General features: G+C 43.8%; 13 protein-coding genes. 6 read left to right on the top strand and 7 right to left on the bottom strand.

Going from position 1 to position 16,245, the window contains the following annotated elements:
- Positions 1-187: 187 nt before the first annotated feature.
- The 4 genes from BM210_RS01455 (at position 188) to BM210_RS01440 (ending at position 3,589) form a co-directional block, all read left to right on the top strand.
- Complete coding sequence (locus BM210_RS01455; RefSeq protein ID WP_091163775.1) at positions 188-313, top strand: cytochrome c oxidase subunit 2A; 126 nt, start codon at positions 188-190, stop codon at positions 311-313.
- Between the two features lie 33 nt (positions 314-346).
- Positions 347-838, top strand: coding sequence for a cytochrome c oxidase subunit II (locus BM210_RS01450; protein WP_091163773.1), 492 nt, complete (start codon positions 347-349; stop codon positions 836-838).
- A gap of 45 nt (positions 839-883) precedes the next feature.
- On the top strand, positions 884-2,533 hold the full coding sequence (locus tag BM210_RS01445; protein ID WP_091163771.1) for a cbb3-type cytochrome c oxidase subunit I: 1,650 nt from the start codon (positions 884-886) through the stop codon (positions 2,531-2,533).
- A 144-nt stretch (positions 2,534-2,677) separates the two neighbouring features.
- The gene (locus tag BM210_RS01440; RefSeq protein ID WP_091163769.1) at positions 2,678-3,589 is read left to right on the top strand and encodes an acyl-ACP desaturase; all 912 of its coding nucleotides are present in this window, start codon (positions 2,678-2,680) and stop codon (positions 3,587-3,589) included.
- Positions 3,590-3,697: 108 nt separating this feature from the next.
- Here the strand turns inward: BM210_RS01440 and BM210_RS01435 are convergent, their stop codons facing one another.
- The gene (locus tag BM210_RS01435) at positions 3,698-3,994 is read right to left on the bottom strand and encodes a DUF3817 domain-containing protein (RefSeq protein ID WP_091163768.1); all 297 of its coding nucleotides are present in this window, start codon (positions 3,992-3,994) and stop codon (positions 3,698-3,700) included.
- 207 nt (positions 3,995-4,201) lie between these two features.
- On the opposite strand from BM210_RS01435, the gene BM210_RS01430 reads away from it, so the two are divergent.
- Positions 4,202-6,724, top strand: a complete 2,523-nt coding sequence (locus BM210_RS01430) for an O-antigen ligase family protein (RefSeq protein WP_091163766.1) — start codon at positions 4,202-4,204, stop codon at positions 6,722-6,724.
- A gap of 267 nt (positions 6,725-6,991) precedes the next feature.
- Here the strand turns inward: BM210_RS01430 and pyk are convergent, their stop codons facing one another.
- Positions 6,992-8,413 carry a pyruvate kinase gene (pyk, locus tag BM210_RS01425; protein ID WP_091163765.1) on the bottom strand — a complete coding sequence of 474 codons (1,422 nt, stop codon included), beginning with the start codon at positions 8,411-8,413 and terminating at the stop codon, positions 6,992-6,994.
- A 169-nt stretch (positions 8,414-8,582) separates the two neighbouring features.
- Between pyk and BM210_RS01420 the strand changes: the two genes are divergently transcribed.
- Positions 8,583-9,365 (top strand): helix-turn-helix domain-containing protein, encoded by a 783-nt coding sequence (locus BM210_RS01420; RefSeq protein WP_091163763.1) that lies wholly within the window; start codon positions 8,583-8,585, stop codon positions 9,363-9,365.
- Between the two features lie 130 nt (positions 9,366-9,495).
- Here BM210_RS01420 and BM210_RS01415 read toward each other — a convergent pair whose 3' ends face one another.
- From BM210_RS01415 to BM210_RS01395, 5 genes are all read right to left on the bottom strand, one after another.
- Entirely contained in the window at positions 9,496-10,329 is an 834-nt protein-coding gene (locus BM210_RS01415; RefSeq protein WP_091163762.1) for a carbohydrate ABC transporter permease, read from the bottom strand.
- The gene (locus BM210_RS01410) at positions 10,326-11,204 is read right to left on the bottom strand and encodes a carbohydrate ABC transporter permease (protein WP_256223195.1); all 879 of its coding nucleotides are present in this window, start codon (positions 11,202-11,204) and stop codon (positions 10,326-10,328) included. The genes BM210_RS01415 and BM210_RS01410 overlap by 4 nt, the downstream gene beginning before the upstream one ends.
- Before the next feature lie 87 nt (positions 11,205-11,291).
- Positions 11,292-12,590: an ABC transporter substrate-binding protein gene (locus tag BM210_RS01405; protein WP_091163760.1), complete on the bottom strand. Its 1,299-nt coding sequence runs from the start codon at positions 12,588-12,590 to the stop codon at positions 11,292-11,294.
- A 99-nt stretch (positions 12,591-12,689) separates the two neighbouring features.
- Complete coding sequence (locus tag BM210_RS01400) at positions 12,690-14,255, bottom strand: response regulator transcription factor (protein WP_091163758.1); 1,566 nt, start codon at positions 14,253-14,255, stop codon at positions 12,690-12,692.
- Positions 14,236-16,017, bottom strand: coding sequence for a sensor histidine kinase (locus BM210_RS01395; RefSeq protein WP_091163756.1), 1,782 nt, complete (start codon positions 16,015-16,017; stop codon positions 14,236-14,238). Before BM210_RS01395 ends, BM210_RS01400 begins: the two co-directional genes overlap by 20 nt.
- Positions 16,018-16,245 lie beyond the last annotated feature (228 nt).

The following is a 16,245-nucleotide window of genomic DNA, read 5'->3' as shown; positions in this document are numbered from 1 at the left end:
GATATCTGTTAACAACAGCGATCGTAAGAACACTTCATCGCGCAGCGACACTTATTCACCTGACTCCAGCCCCCGTCATACAACGTTCACCTTTACGGTCCTCCAAATGTGATCCAAATCATAGGTGACACTGACTGGAACCTTTTACAATAAGCACAACAAGCACAATCGAAAGGATGAAAGCCGTATGAATAAGAATCACAAGCACAGTGATGAATCATTGAAAGGGACCTTCGTGTCGGTCCTGCTTCTCGGAGCTTTTATCGCGGTAAGCTGGATTGGGGTTTATGTACTCTTTATTGCCCGCGGATAATCACTACGATAGATCAAAAGGAGATGGGGAAGCATGCATTTACATCGATATGAAAAGATTTGGTTAATATTCGGGGTGTCCATGCTCGTCGTGTTTTTAATCGTGCTGGGTGTGGGTGCTTTCGCACAAGGCGCTCAGCCACCAGGCCAGCAGCATGCCGGACATACTGCACAGCGTGAGACTGTGAATCCGGAAACGGTGGAATCTACGGCGCCGTTCAATCAGTTAGGGCTGAAAAAGATTGGCGAGAACGAATATGATGCCTACATGCTTGCTTTCGCTTTTGGATATGGTCCTGAGAAAATGGAAATTCCGCTGGGGGCTACTGTGCATTTTCACATTACGAGCAAGGACGTTGTTCATGGCTTCGAAATTCCGGGAACGAACGTGAACATGATGGTGGTGCCCGGCGAAATTACCCAAATGACGTACAAGTTCACCAAGGCGGGTGAGCTGCTGGTGCTGTGTAACGAATACTGCGGCGTCGCTCACGAAATGATGCAGACACGGATTATTGTGAAGTGATCCAATCGCATAGAGGCTAGAATACATGAAGGAGAGTTGAGTAAGATGATAACCCAAGAACAAGCTTTTGACCGCCGCGATTCAAGACTGGTGCTGGCTCATATTTTGTTTGCCTTTATCGCACTGCTGTTGGGAGGCGTGGCAGGCTTACTCCAAGGCTTGGTGCGTAGCGGGAGCATAACACTTCCCTATGAAATTGGCTATTACCAGCTGCTGACGGCACATGGCATTTTGATGGCGATTGTATTTACGACCTATTTTATCATTGGATTCCTTTATTCAGGTGTGGCAAGAACATTGGGCGGTCAGCTGCTGCCGATTGCCAGGTCATTGGGCTGGGTTGGCTATTTCATGATGACGGCGGGTACAGTGATCGCAACGATTCTGATCTTGCTTAACAAGGCAACCGTACTGTACACCTTTTATGCGCCGATGATGGCATCCCCGTGGTTTTATGTAGCGCTGGTGCTGATTGTCGTGGGGAGCTGGATGAGCGGCTTCGGGATTTTTATTCAATATCGGTATTGGAAAAAAACGCATAAAGCGAAGCTGTCGCCGCTTTTCTCTTTTATGGCGGTCGTTACGATGCTGATGTGGTTGATTGCTACTCTGGGAGTGGCTGTTGAAGTGCTGTTTCAGTTGATTCCACTGTCGTTCGGTTGGGTCGAAACGGTGAATGTGACGCTGAGTCGGACATTGTTTTGGTATTTCGGGCATCCTTTGGTCTATTTCTGGTTGCTGCCTGCTTATATTTGCTGGTATGTGATCATTCCCAAAATTATTGGCGGCAAAATATTCAGTGATGCTTTGGCCAGGCTGTCGTTCATTATGCTCTTGTTGTTCTCCATTCCGGTAGGACTTCACCATCAATTGATGGAGCCGGGGATTTCACCTGTATGGAAGTATGTTCAGGTCATCTTGACTTTTATGGTTGTCATTCCATCTTTAATGACGGCATTTTCGCTGTTCGCTACCTTTGAGCTGCATGGTCGTTCTCTTGGTGCCAAGGGGCTGTTCGGCTGGTTGAAAAAGCTGCCGTGGAAGGATGTGCGTTTTTTTGCACCGTTCATGGGTATGCTGATCTTCATTCCTGCGGGTGCAGGCGGCATTATTAATGCAAGTGACCAGATGAATGCGGTTGTTCATAATACGTTATGGGTAACTGGACATTTTCATTTGACAGTTGCAACCAGTGTGGCCCTGACGTTCTTCGGAATGACTTATTGGTTAATTCCGTCATTGACAGGACGGGTGCTGACACCGCTCTTGCATAAGCTGGGGATTGCCCAAACGATCACCTGGCTCATCGGTATGTTCTTTATGTCGAGCTCCATGCATACGGTAGGTTTGTTGGGATCACCTCGACGTACTGCGTTTACAACGTACCAGGATCATCCTGATGCAATCCTCTGGATGCCTTATCATGTGGTGATGGCGATCGGCGGCACGATCTTGTTCATTGGTGTGCTGATGATCATCATGAACGTTATTCTGCTGTTGAGAGCGCCTAAGGGCTACACGGAATATCCGATTGGCGAGGTTGCAGAAACTGCGGAACCGACACCTGCTATTTTTGAAAAATGGAGCATTTGGGTGGTCATATTAGTCGTGTTGATTTTGGTTGCTTATACGGTTCCCGTAATGGAGCTTTTGAATAATCCGGGTGTAGGAGCTAAGGGAATGGTTACGTGGTAGAGTGAAAATTTTCAAATAAATAGTTTATAATACTCTTATTTAGGAATAAAGTCTATGAAAATATGAAATAATTATTTATTAAGAGCAATGTATGGTATCCTTACTTGAGACATAACGTTTATAAGAATTGAGGAACACACCCAAATGCCATTAGAAAACTATAAGCTTGATGTTTTTAGTCCCAAGCTAGAGCCATATTTAACCGAGCTATATGCATTGCACCGTAAACGTGCCTCTGAAATAGATTGGAGCTATCACGAATTCATACCTTGGGAATTGGGGCGTTCCTTCATCACAGAGCCATGGTCAATCGAGCAAAGAAAGCTGCCGCTGCCAATCTATCTTGCTGTTGAGACCTCACTGCTGACCGAAGTTAACTTGCCATTTTTCTATCATCATTTGGCTACGACCTTTAAGGGCTCTCTCAAGGTGCTGCAGGATTTTGTTCATACCTGGGTATCAGAAGAGGACCAGCATTCCAACTTGCTTGAAACCTACTTGATCATTACTCGGAATGCGGACCCACACGAGCTGCACAAGCTGCGCAAAACGGTGGTGGAGGGCGGATTTGTTCCTGATTTTGATACGGCTATGGAAACGATGGTGTATACGGCTATTCAGGAGCTGGCGACGATGGTTTTCTACAACAATGTAGCGAAGGCTGCGGGTCCTCATGATCCGTATTTGGCTAAGCTGCTGAGAAGGATTGCCAAGGATGAAACGCTGCATTTTGCTTTTTATCGGGATGCCGTGAAGGGGTACCTGGGGGTTGATCATAATTTTGTCTATTACATTCATAAAGCGATGACGAGCTTTGCCATGCCAGGCACTGCGATGCCATCATTCAAGGAACGGATGGACGTCATTGCGAAGGATGCCAATTATGGCCCGGTATCCTATTTTAATCAGGTATTTGATTATTTGATCCAATTCTGGGCGATTGCAAAGCTACAGCCAAGCAGGGCTGATGCGGAGAGTGCCAAGCAGGATTTACTGCAATACCATGTAAAGCTGCAGAGAATCAGCCAGCGGCTCGCAGCCAAAGGAATTAGTTAAAAGGTTAATAAGCATAGGTCCCATCAAGGGGCTTATGCTTATTTTTTGTGTTGGTCATCAGTTAGTACACAAAACTGTGAATGCTCAATTGTGATAAATTTGGCTGGACTATACACGAGTATCCTTACGCAAACGGGATTCTAATATAAAAGGACCGAAAGGGATGAACGCCGATAAAAAGGCTCCGAGCACTCGCAGAATGGACCAGCGGTTCATAATGGCCGCAAAAACAATCGCCACACAAAAAATAACGAATAAAACGCCATGCAGCATACCGACAATGGGAACGGGATTGTAGAGATCAGTAAAGTATTTGATAGGCATAGCGATGAAGAGGATCACGAGGAAGGATATACCTTCTGCATAACCGATAATCTTCAACAAGGAGAGTGAGAGCTTGGACAATAATAACGCCTACTTTCTAAATAATGGGGAGTGTGTAAGTATACAACTTCATTTTAGTAGATATTAGGCTCCATGCATCAGGTGAATGTGAAGATAGTATGAATTCCATCGAGAACTTTAGGTTATGTGGCATAACGGAGGAGAAATTGATATACTTTACAAGTATTTATCAAATTTACCCATTTTTCCAAAGTGAAGGAGTACGTTATGTTCAACGATAGAAAGCCTCACGTATACGGTAAAAAGAACAAAGAAAGCTCATTGTCGAATGATAAAAATTCATTAATTTATTGCTGCTTGATGGTCTTAGTCGTCTTATTTCTCTTATGGTCCCCTTTTCAAAGAGCTTTGTTTAATGGTAACGTTGTTGATTTTGAACGTTCTATTTACTCTGCCCTCATCTGGTGCTCTATTGCTTTATTCCTCATTTCTATCTACTTTTTCTTTAACTGGAAATGGAAAACGTATAAGGATGCACTAAGTGTAGCCGTATGTTTATTGCCGGTCACCTATCTGATTTCGTCGTTTTCTGCAGCCTCTAATTATTATGCGTCCAGCATGGTTTTGATAGAAATCATGTATGCTGCATTTTTTATCGCGGGGGCTTACCTCCTAAGAAACCAACGAGCCATTTCTATATTGACCTATAATTTGCTTGGCTCCGGTTATTTAATCACATTTTTTGGTCTTTTCAACTTATTCGGAAATGGCAAGCTTGCTCTGAAACTCATCTTCTGGGCAGGCTCTTTTCCAAATGGAATTTATCTGCACGCCGTCATGAATGATTCTAACGGATTTCGACTTACATCTGTATTCCAGTATGCCAATACGTACGCGGCATTCCTGATGGCTTTGCTGTTTGCTGCGCTGTACCTCGTGTCGAGCACAAAGAAGCTCCCGATCGTAGCTTTTCATGCATTCATGCTTGTTCCGATCATGATTTCGTTTTTCTTAACACTTTCACGCGGCGCTATCGTTATCATTCCAATCCTATTGCTTATCATCTTATTCTTTTTCCAATTGCAGCGCCAAATCATGTACCTAATCTACATGGGTATTGCCTTTGCCGCATCCTTGATCATTCTGCAAAAGATAACAGATGCAGGCAGTAAGCTGAACAACCAATACGACGCGGCTTTATCAACCAGCTCCTGGCTGCTGCTACTGGGAGTATCGCTTGTTGTCACCCTTATCATCATTATTTTGCACAAATACGTAGCGCCCATCCTGGAAGCTGCTGTACAGCGTTTGGGCAATCGAAAATATATCAATATCATCGTTCCGGTCACTGCGATTGTAATTGGTGTTTTGGGGGCCTTGCTTATTTTCCAAGATACAGGTGCTTCCAGATTTCTACCCGACAGTGTAAAAAATCGTCTTGAAAATATTAATTTTGCTCAGCATAGTGTTCTGGAGAGAGGGACCTTTTATAGTGATTCTATCAAGCTGTTTAAGGATTACCCAATATTCGGAGCGGGCGGGGGAGCTTGGGCGGCCTTATACGAAAAGTATCAAAACAATCCTTATGTAAGTCGACAAGCACATAACTTTTTCCTGCAGTATCTGGTTGAGACAGGGCTGGTAGGCATACTAGTTGCTTTATTGTTTATGGGTAGTATTTTCTTTATGTATATCCGCAGCTATGCCAGAAGCAGTATGGAATCTAGAGACTCGCATTTTGTGTTTTTGATTATCGCGCTTTCTTTACTGGTTCATAGTCTTATCGATTTTGATCTTAGTTATGTTTACTGCGGCATTGTCTTGTTTATGTGTCTGGGTGCGATGGCTTCGTTTTCAGGAGGAGCTTCGATCAAGTGGAAATGGAATCTGGACAAGCCTGTGATACACAAGGGATTTCCAGCTTTGCTGTTGGTGGTTTCAATCGTAGTGCTTGTCATGTCCATGAGACTGCTCAGCGCTAATACGGCTTTTTTTAAAGCAATTGAAGTATCTACACAAAGCAATAATTATAATGACATTATACAACCTTTGAATGAAGCCATTCGATTGCATCCGAATCATCCCGAGTATGTGCTGCCAACTCAGTATTTTCCAGGGAAAATAGGCATTCTACTGCAAGTGTACAATCAGAATAAGGACGAGAAGCTTTTTGAGGAAGCTCAGCGACTTCTGAATGAATTAAAGCTGAAAGAGCCGCACAATCGCGGATTAGTTGCCCAGCAAATCTACATGTATCAAATGAAGGGCCAGGTCCAGCAGGCGGCTGATTTGGCAGCAGCTGAAATTTTGAATTATCCGTGGGATATTTCGATATATGAAAATGCGATTGATCTTAAAGTACAGATGGGTAATTCGGCTAAGCTTACGAACAATTCACAGAGTGCAGAATCGAATTGGAATAGTGCGTTGGCCATCTATCAATCCGTGGTAACCAAAGCAGAAGTTTTGAAGAGTCTGCCTAAAGAACAGAATCAAGGAAATCCTTTTGGTATGACCGGTAACATTGCAGTCAGTCTCAGCCAGATTCAATATTTTAAAGGTGATTTTGCTGGCGCTGCAAATTGGCTTAAGCCTTATGTTAGCGATCAATTCAATAATCAGAACCAAGCAAGTGATGTGCCGCTAAGAATGATAGCGCGTTGGTACCTTGCAGCTCTACAGAAACAAAATATGCAGGATCAGCCTTTGTATGACAAGCTCATAGCGATAGATCCGAATGAAAAGCAGCTGATTGAGAGCATTGTCAGTGCTGGTAATGGAGTTAAATAAAAAAAGAAATAACGCCCTTTATTCTACAAAGTGTAGGTGAAGGGCGTTAATTTTTATATGAATAGAAGTTACGTTCAGGTGCAGTGATCGCAACCGTGATCTAAAAAAGTCCGGTGAATAAAGAGTGGAGCGGCCAAATAATCCTGGAGAAGCGTCAGCGTTCGCCTTTGAAATCGTGAATACACCTCTTAACCTCATCGAATTTCACGATTTCAACAGCGATCGGAAGGATATTTGGCCGCGCAGCGGGACGTATTCACCGTGCTACTAAATATGCTGAATTTTAATCAAATTGGTCGAACCTGCTTCGCCAACAGGGACACCGGCAGACATGACAACCAGATCGCCCGATACAACGTTGCCGCTTTGCAAGGCGCTGTGGATAGTGGACTGGAACATTTCGTCTGTAGAGGCTACTTGATTGCCTGATACGGGAATGACTCCCCAGCATAGGCTCAGGCGGCGCTGCACACGTTCGCTTGCAGTGACGGCAATAATAGGCGCCTTCGGACGGTATTTGGCTACCATGCGAGCGCTGAATCCGGTGCTGGTGGAAACCAGAATAGCTTTCGCTTCAAGATCAAGCGAGGAGCTAACGGCAGACTGGCTGATCACTTCGGTGATCGTGGCTTTCTGTTGAGCGGCTTTGATCCGAAGCATATCCTTGTATGGCAGCACCTCTTCGATATTGGCTGCAATGGAGGCCATCATGCGTACAGATTCAAGCGGATATTTGCCGGCAGCAGTTTCCCCTGACAGCATCAGAACATCGGTACCGTCATAAACGGCATTAGCTACGTCACTGGCTTCCGCTCTTGTCGGACGCGGATTGTATTGCATGGAATCCAGCATGTGGGTAGCCGTAATGATCGGTTTGCCTACCGCATTGCCTTTTTGGATCATCTGTTTTTGGATAATAGGGACATCCTCGACTGGAATCTCGACCCCAAGGTCGCCACGGGCTACCATTAAGCCATCTGATACTTCCAGAATCGCATCCAGATTATCGACGCCTTCCTGATTTTCAATCTTGGAAATAATTTGAATATGCGAGGCTCCGCGCTTTTCCAACAGCTCTCGAATTTCCAAAATATCGCTTGCTTTACGTACGAAGGAAGCAGCGATAATGTCGATATCCTGCTCGATTCCAAATTCAATATGCATGACATCGCGCTCGGTAACGCCTGGCAGCGAGGTATGGATACCTGGCAAGTTCACACCTTTGCGCGACTTGATCATGCCGCCGTTCAGAATGCGGCAGTGGATCTCCGTGCCTTCAATCGTTTCGACTTGCAGCTCAATCAGTCCGTCATCAATTAGAATACGAGAGCCTGGTTTAACGTCTTGAGTAAGGTCCTGGTAGGAAACAGAGATACGGCTGGAATCTCCTTTAATTTGTTCAGTCGTTAAAGTGAGGCTGGCGTCTGTCTTCAGCTCATATGAGGATTCCTGAAGCAGTCCTGTGCGAATTTCCGGGCCTTTGATATCCATTAAAATCGCTACGGTTGCGCCGAGCTCCTTGGCAGCTTGTCTAACTCTATCGATTCTTCCCTTATGCTCGTCCAGATCTCCGTGAGCCATATTCATGCGGGCTGCGCTCATACCGGCTTGAATCAGCTTCTTCAGCATGTCAACGGAATCACAGGCAGGTCCCATGGTACACATGATTTTCGTTTTGCGATTTGTCATTGTCAGCACTCCTCTATATCTATATAACCTTGAATGGACTTATTGTAGGCAATATTATTGAATAAGACTATGAATAATAGTATGGTATTTGAATAATAGTACTTTAATTAGTTGTGGTCTGAGTGCTGTGAGACCTATTCATCAAACTTTTCAGTAGGGAGGTACAGTGATGATGGACATCAAGACGGTTCGGCTGGACGCAGGGACGAGCTGGTTTGAGGAGTATGAGCAAGGGGCTCTTCATCACACTTTGGTTCTGGTCAGTTATGGCAAATGTGTGTATTGGATCGAGGGAGAGAAGGTACTGCTCGAAAAAGGGGATTTGCTCTTCATTCCTCACCATAAAGCGTACTATGGCAAGTGTATTCCTACGGTTACGCATGAGAAATATGTCGTATGCTTTCAAAGCTCTGCAGCTTTGCTGCTGCCTCTAGTGAATAACCCCTATTACTGCAAATGGAAAACAGGTAAATATGAGCTGCTGCTGCAGCGGTTTCGGGTGCTTCAGGAGGAGTGGAGTGAAAGACTGGCTTTCTGTGAATCCATGTGCGGAGCATTAACTCAGGAAATTTTGACCCACCTGAACAGGGAAGTCGAGGAGGGGCGTCCTTCAGCATTGAAGGAGAAGCACACCAGTCTGATGAAAGGCTATATCCAGAATCATTACCGTGAGAAGGTGACAAAGGAGGAATTGGGGGAAGTCATAGGGAAAAGCCCGAATTATGCCGCATCGGTGTTCAGTGAAGTTACCGGCCAAACCATAGGAAGCTATGTGCATGCGATGCGCGTCAAAACAGCCGTCTATTTGTTGAGTCATTCCCAAAGAACCGTGGGTGACATCTCCGATTATTTGGGCTATTGTGATCCGTCCTATTTTCATCGGGTGTTCAAAAGGGAAACTGGCAAATCACCTGCGCAATATATGAAAGACAGGGATATTCCTGTTCATTAAAATATCACAGTACCAACTATATGGCTTCGAAACATACAAATATAATGAACATCAAATAAGCCCCAAGAAGTTCAGGACTTATTTGATTTGAGAGCAATATATGTTATTTCCATACCCGAAATTTCGTTCACTATCCTTTTACAGAACCTGCTGTAATGCCTGCTATAATATACCGCTGCATAAACAGGAAGAATATGATGATCGGTATTATCGCCATCGTCAATGCTGCCAGAGCCAAGTGCCATTCGTTGGTGTACTCCCCGAAATAGACGGAAGAGGCTAAGGGAATGGTTCGATTTTGTTTGGAGCTGAGCGTGATAAGAGGCAGCAGAAAGTCGTTCCATATCCATAGGGAATGCAATATAGCAATTGTAGTAGTAATTGGCTTTAAGAGCGGCATCAGGATTCGAAAGAATACGCCTGCGGGCCCACTGCCGTCGATCAAAGCCGCTTCCTCCAACTCTCTAGGAATGGACTTAATAAAACCGTGATATAGAAATAGTGCCAATGGGATCCCGAAGCCCCAATACATGATGATGATTCCATGAAGCGAATTAATCAAGTGCAGGTCCTTCGCAACTTTTACCAGCGGAATCATCATGGATTGAAATGGAATAATTAATGAGGACAGAATGGTAAGGAAAATAATTTGGCTGACTCTGCCAGGGCGTCGAACCAACTGGTAGGCGGCGGCAGAACTGATCAGTAAAATCCCTAAGACGGATGCTACTGTGATTATTAGGGAATTCATGAATACCCCAAGAAAGTTGATTTGTTTCCATACTACCGCGAAATTTTTAAACTGAAATATGTGAGGAAGCGCCACGGTGGAGGTTACGACCTCATTATATGTTTTAAACCCGTTAATAAAAGTCAAATATAAGGGAAAGAAGAAGGCTATAGCTAGTAAGATCAATGACAGCTCGAGCACTAATTTCCCTGTACCGTATCGGCCGTTGCTCATGCTTCGACCTCCCTGCGTTTCATTGCAGCCACCTGGATGATTGTGATAATAGCGAGTACAAGAAAGAATAAGACGGATTTAGCTGACGCATACGTAAACAGATTTTTTGTGAAGGCATCCAAATAAATATGCAGCGCTAACGATTCTGTAGTCCCAAACGGGCCCCCTCTGGTAAGAGCAAAGTTCAGATCAAAGCCTTTAAATCCATTCGAAATCGCCAAGAACAGGTTGATGGTCATAGCCGGGCGGATTAATGGGAGAACAACAAACCAAAGCTGCTTTAGGCGTCCTGCTCCATCGATATCTGCTGCTTCCAGAATATCTTTAGGCACCCCTTGGAGCGCTGCTAAATATATAATCATGAAGTACCCCACAGAATGCCATACCGTTACCAATACAAGCGCCCAAAAGGCAAAATCGGGAAGGCTGAGCCAATTTTTCTGAAATAAGGCCCATCCCGTTGCGGCTCCAACCTCTGGAAACCATTGGGTAATTATAAACTGCCAGATGAATCCGATAATGACCGAACCAATGACATAAGGTAAGAAAAAAGCGGTACGAAGCAGATTTTTAGTTTTCAACGCAAGGTTTAACACAAGTGCCAATGCCAATCCAAACAGGTTGAGCAAGATGGTCGTGACGATAACATACTTACTCGTGAAGATTAACGACTTCATAAAACCGGTATCGCTAAAAATCTTTTGATAATTGGCCCAACCAGCCCATCGAATGTCGCTGCTTATTCCATTCCAGTCTTGAAAGGAATACAGGATCGCCCTCAAAAAGGGAATCAATATGATCAACGTGAAAATGATAACGGCAGGTGCTACAAAAGCCGTATAAGTTAACAGCTGTCGAGTTTTTATTTTCGTCAAGTCCTTCTTCCTTCCTATCATGATGTAAAGGATAAAAACGGTGCATAGCTCGATTAGGAGGGTACGCACCGTCTTCCTAGCGGTTCACTATTTTTTCACTCTTGCATTCCAAATATTTTGTACTTCAGCTAGTGCTGCTTCTTTCTTCATTTGACCACCTACATAGGCTTGAAGCGGCTTCGCGAACTCTTGGTTCGAACCGGACGGCCATAGCGTATGTGCCCAAGGAATGGTTTGGTTTTTTGCTGCATAAGAAGTAAGTTCTGCAGCCAACGGACCAAGATCCGGCGTTGTTTTCAAATCAGTGAAGGCCGGGATCAGCTTAAAGGAATCAACCAAATACTTTTGACCGTTCTGATGCAGCCAATTCAGAAACTTTTTGCTTTCTTCGACGTTTTTAGAGTTTTTGTTGACAACATAATAGCCAGGAACACCTACTGGCATTTTGGTTTCTGACGCATTATCATTCAGCGGAATAGCAAACATTCCCATATTTAGATTTGGATTGATTTTCACAATGGAATCGATAACCCAAACTCCTTGCTGCATCATCGCTGTTTTGCCTGAAGAGAAGTCGGCAACTTCATTATCGTAGCTTATCCCTACTGATTGCTCGCCTTTGCCGTATTTCACGGTCATATCCAATACATCAAAGAAACCGTTCATGTTGACAATGTCGTTAACTTTAGCTTCACCTTTATTGATTTTATTAATGGTTGCCACGGGTTCTTTCTCATAAGCGAACGGGAGGTTGAACAAGTGCTGGCCAAGAGGCCACCATTCTTTGTACGCTTCAGAGTAGGAGGAAATATTTGCCGCCTTCAGCTTTTCATTGACCTGCTTCAGTTCAGTAAGTGTAGTTGGTACTTTATCGATGCCCGCTTTGGCAAACAAGTCTTTGTTATAAATAAATCCGTATCCTTCTATCGCTACGGGGAAACCAAGCTTCTTGCCCTTTACTGTCATTCCCTCAAAAGCAGAAGGAGTCACTTTAGACATCCAAGGCTCGTTCGATAGGTCAGCAAGTCTGTCAGACCAATCTTCAATATCTGTGAATGCTTTGACCATGAATAAATCAGGCTCTTCTCCAGAAGCAAAACGGGTCTTTAGTAGTGTAGCGGATTCTTTGGATACTTCTGCTTCGATAACTACGTTCGGGTTTTGCGCCATGTAGTCGGCAGCCATCGCCTTAACTTTATCTGTGATTTCAACTTTAAATTGGATTAAACTGAGTTTCACTTTTTCTTTGTCTTTGGTTGTGCTGTTCGTATTCCCGCTTGTTGACTTGTTAGTGTCTGCGGCTTGTGGTTCATTTCCACCAGCACAGCCTACAAGCGAAGTTAGGAGCAGTGCACCAACGGTTAACATAGAAAGCGATTTTTTCATAAATCTCTGTTCCCCCTAAATAGAATATTTGTGATTTGAACTAATTCTACTGGTAGGCCAGATAAAAAAATAGAGAATATCTTCGCCCAAAAGAGGAATCTATGAATCTCGCTGCTGTTTACGAAACTGCAGGGGGGACATTCCGTTTTGTTTTTTAAATACCTTACCAAAGTAATTTTCGTCAGTATATCCCAGTGAATTCGCCATTTCGGACACAGGCATCTCGGTATGGATAAGAAGGGATTTGGCTTTCTCCATCCGCAGTTCAATTAAGTAAGTCATTACGGTGGTGTTGTAAAGCTCTTTGAATTTTTTGGCAATATATTGCGGACTGAAATGGAATTGCTCGGAAAGCGTTGATAAAGAAAGATTGTCTTGAAAATGCCGATGAATATAATCGTGGATGGCTTGAACCCTGGGATTACTGAATCCGTCGGCTCCAGCTTCTTCAATAAGCCCCCACCATTGTTGGATCAGCACTTTTTCCCATTCGTCCAAATCGCTAATCCACAGCGGTATGAACGTAGCGGTCGATTCCCTGTCAGAGAGTCGCAGCCGGCTAGCTTGCTCCAATAGCAAATTGGCTTCAATGGTGTGAACCTGCAGTTCTTTTAATCTGAGACTTCCGCGTTTGCGCAGCATTTGCGTAAAGGAGCGTATGATTTCAGCAGCATAGACCTTGTCTTCATTTTCCAGGGCTGTTTGAAGCAGCATTTTTTGATCTGTAAATCGAAGCTGTTCCTTGGTTTGGCTTTTTGAGGAAGCAGGGAGCAGAAGATCGTATTTCAGCAGCGCTGCCCTTGCGGCCCCGATCGAAGCGTTCAATGTTTCCACATTCGTTGCGGTTTCGCATAAACCAATGAGTGCATCCAAGCCCAATGTAGACTTCCACGCTTTTGTGATCTTTTCCATATGGCGCCGATGCTCATCGTATTCCCCAATACTGCCCTCGGTAGTCGTTAGCAGGAGCCACTGATAATCATCTAATCGACATAAATAATGAGATCCGTAATTTTTTAAAATTTCATGGGTGATGTTGTTGACTGCAAATAAAAACAGTTCACCATCACCAAAAAAACGTCGATCCACCAATTCGGTTTTGTTTTTTGGCAGTACCAAGGCGACCCTGATATTGTTCATGGAGATCCCTATTTTATAAAACACACTTCGCATTCCTTCGTGAAATGCGGCTTCACCCTTAAAAAACGACGCTAATTTCTGCTCATCCAGTAGGGCATCTGCCCGGCGTATGCGATGTTCAGTTTCGCGTTCGTCCCGCAATGTGTTTTCCCGCTGCTTACAAGCAGTTATCGCTCGTTCAAGTGCTTGCTCCAAATCGTTTTTTCGGAATGGTTTTAACAGATAATCCACGCCATTCGCTCGTATGGCTGCCCGTGCGTATTGAAAATCATCATATCCACTTACAACGATGATCTGAATGTCTGAGCCTTCTTCGCGAATCAAGCTCAGCAGCTTCATTCCATCCATTCCAGGCATACTCATATCACAAAACAAAACAGCGGGGTTATATAGACGAATCATTTCCATTGCCTGCATGCCGTCCTCCGCCATAAGCCGCTCAGTAACCCCAAACTTCGCCCAGTCAATGGCTAATTCAATACCTTCCCGTACATGTTCTTCATCGTCAGCTATCAATATCTTCAATTTCTATTCCCTCCCTAGTAAGGCAATCAGTCGAAATTCGCAGCGAAATAACGGTCACTTCATAGGGTGTACTTTGAATTTCCCAATCAAAATGTTGACCATAATATAGACGCAGCCTTTGCAGTACATTGATTAGACCAATCCCGCCTTCCTGTCCGGATGGCAGTTGAAAATCGGAGTATTCCCGATAGATTCGTTTAATAGTGTCAGGGTCCATTCCTTTTCCATTATCGATGATGCGAATGCAAAATACTTGATCCAGCTCAATACTGATGTGTAATGTACCGGAACCACGGCCTTTTTCAATTCCGTGAACAATGCTGTTTTCAATTAAAGGCTGTAAGATCATTTTGGGGACACGCACCTGGAACGCTTCGTTTGGACAAGATAATGTATAGGATAGTCTATTTTTAAAACGTCCTGTCTGTAAAGACATGTAGTGTTCAATATGCTTGATTTCCATTTGTAAGGTTACCGTTTCCGTCTTCAGATCCATAGAGTATCTAAGTATCGCGCCCAATTCAGCAATCTTATCGTTGATTTCCTCGGAACCATGACGAAGTGCCAGTGTTCCAATGGACTGCAGCGTGTTGTATAGGAAATGCGGATTAATCTGTGCTTGCAGCATTTTTAATTGAGCGGTGGTTAATTCCAGACGATTTCGATACTCCCGGTTCATCAGATCATCTAAATTTCGAATCATGTTTTGAAAACGAATTTCTAACACGCCGAGCTCATCCTTGCGACCTGTCGTTAATTGAATATCAAAATTACCGCTTTCCACTCGGACAATACTACGAAGCAGCCGTTTGACCGGCGAGATGGTCACATATGATAGAACGGAAGCTAGAATGATAACAAAAGCGATTGCAATGAATTGAATGAAAAGGGATTGGTTAAGTGTACGATTGGCCGATTCATTAATGTCTGCGACAGGCACAAATTTGACCATGGTAAGTGGTAAATCCATAAATTGATCTTTAACATAAATAAAAACCCCTTCCCGGCCATCCAGCTCTCCTTTATAAGATCCTTGATTGCCCGGCAGCTTGGATTCCGGGATACGGTCACCCTTCTTAAGTTTATCTCCTTCTCCAGAGGCATATAATAGATTTAAATCTTGGTGAATATACAAAAAAACTCTATCCCCTGTTGAAGGTTTGGAATGGGATCGGATTAGCCTTCCAATCTCATCCAAGCCTACATGAATAGACAGTAATCCCAATACCTTCGGGTTCGGATAATCGACGAGCAGCTTGTGCAAAATCAGAACCTTTTCTTTTCCCAGAATGTTTACTTCATATTTGCGGTCATTGTCCCAATATTCTTCCTCGCTTTTTGGAATTAAAATCGTAGAGTTTTGGACAGTCACTCCAACGTCGGAACTCGTATATCTATGTTCATTAATGCCGCTTATGTAGCGTATAGCGCGAAATTCAGGTCGGTTTCTGTACAGGTTATCTACTTGATTGTTTATATATAATATTTGAACGGGCAGAGCTTCTGTAGATCTCAAATAATGGATGAGTGTCTGGTCCTGGTAGAAGGAAACGGAAACTCGATTCAAATCGTGGAAATAACGCTTGACGTTTTCCATATTGATGGTCATTAAATTTTGGTTCAGCTCGATGACTTGAAGTGCCATTGAGTTTGATGTCGTATTATATGAAATAATGTTGGATAAAGAATAGGGGATAATAGCTGAGACCAGCATGCCTACCAATAGTTTCGCAAATAAACTTCTTTTTAGCCATATCATCATGTTTCTCCTTACTGATTATGAAATAGGTAGGGGCACACCACATTTTACTTAAGGAATGTATTCTCATGTTACAGCAGAACGCCTTTTCTGAAAAGTATGTGGAAGTACAGTTTATTCCTATTTACTTGTTGATGCAGGGAAAAGGCCTATGCCCAAACGTTATCTGCTCAAGCAGCCAGTGCAAAAATTTAAGGATGCTCCCGAATATTCAAGGGCATTTAGCCATTG

This window comes from Paenibacillus sp. 1_12 (assembly GCF_900114475.1).
Lineage (GTDB): Bacteria > Bacillota > Bacilli > Paenibacillales > NBRC-103111 > Paenibacillus_S.
The sequence above is the reverse complement of the archived record's forward strand: the minus strand, read 5'-3'. Positions and strand labels throughout refer to the sequence as shown.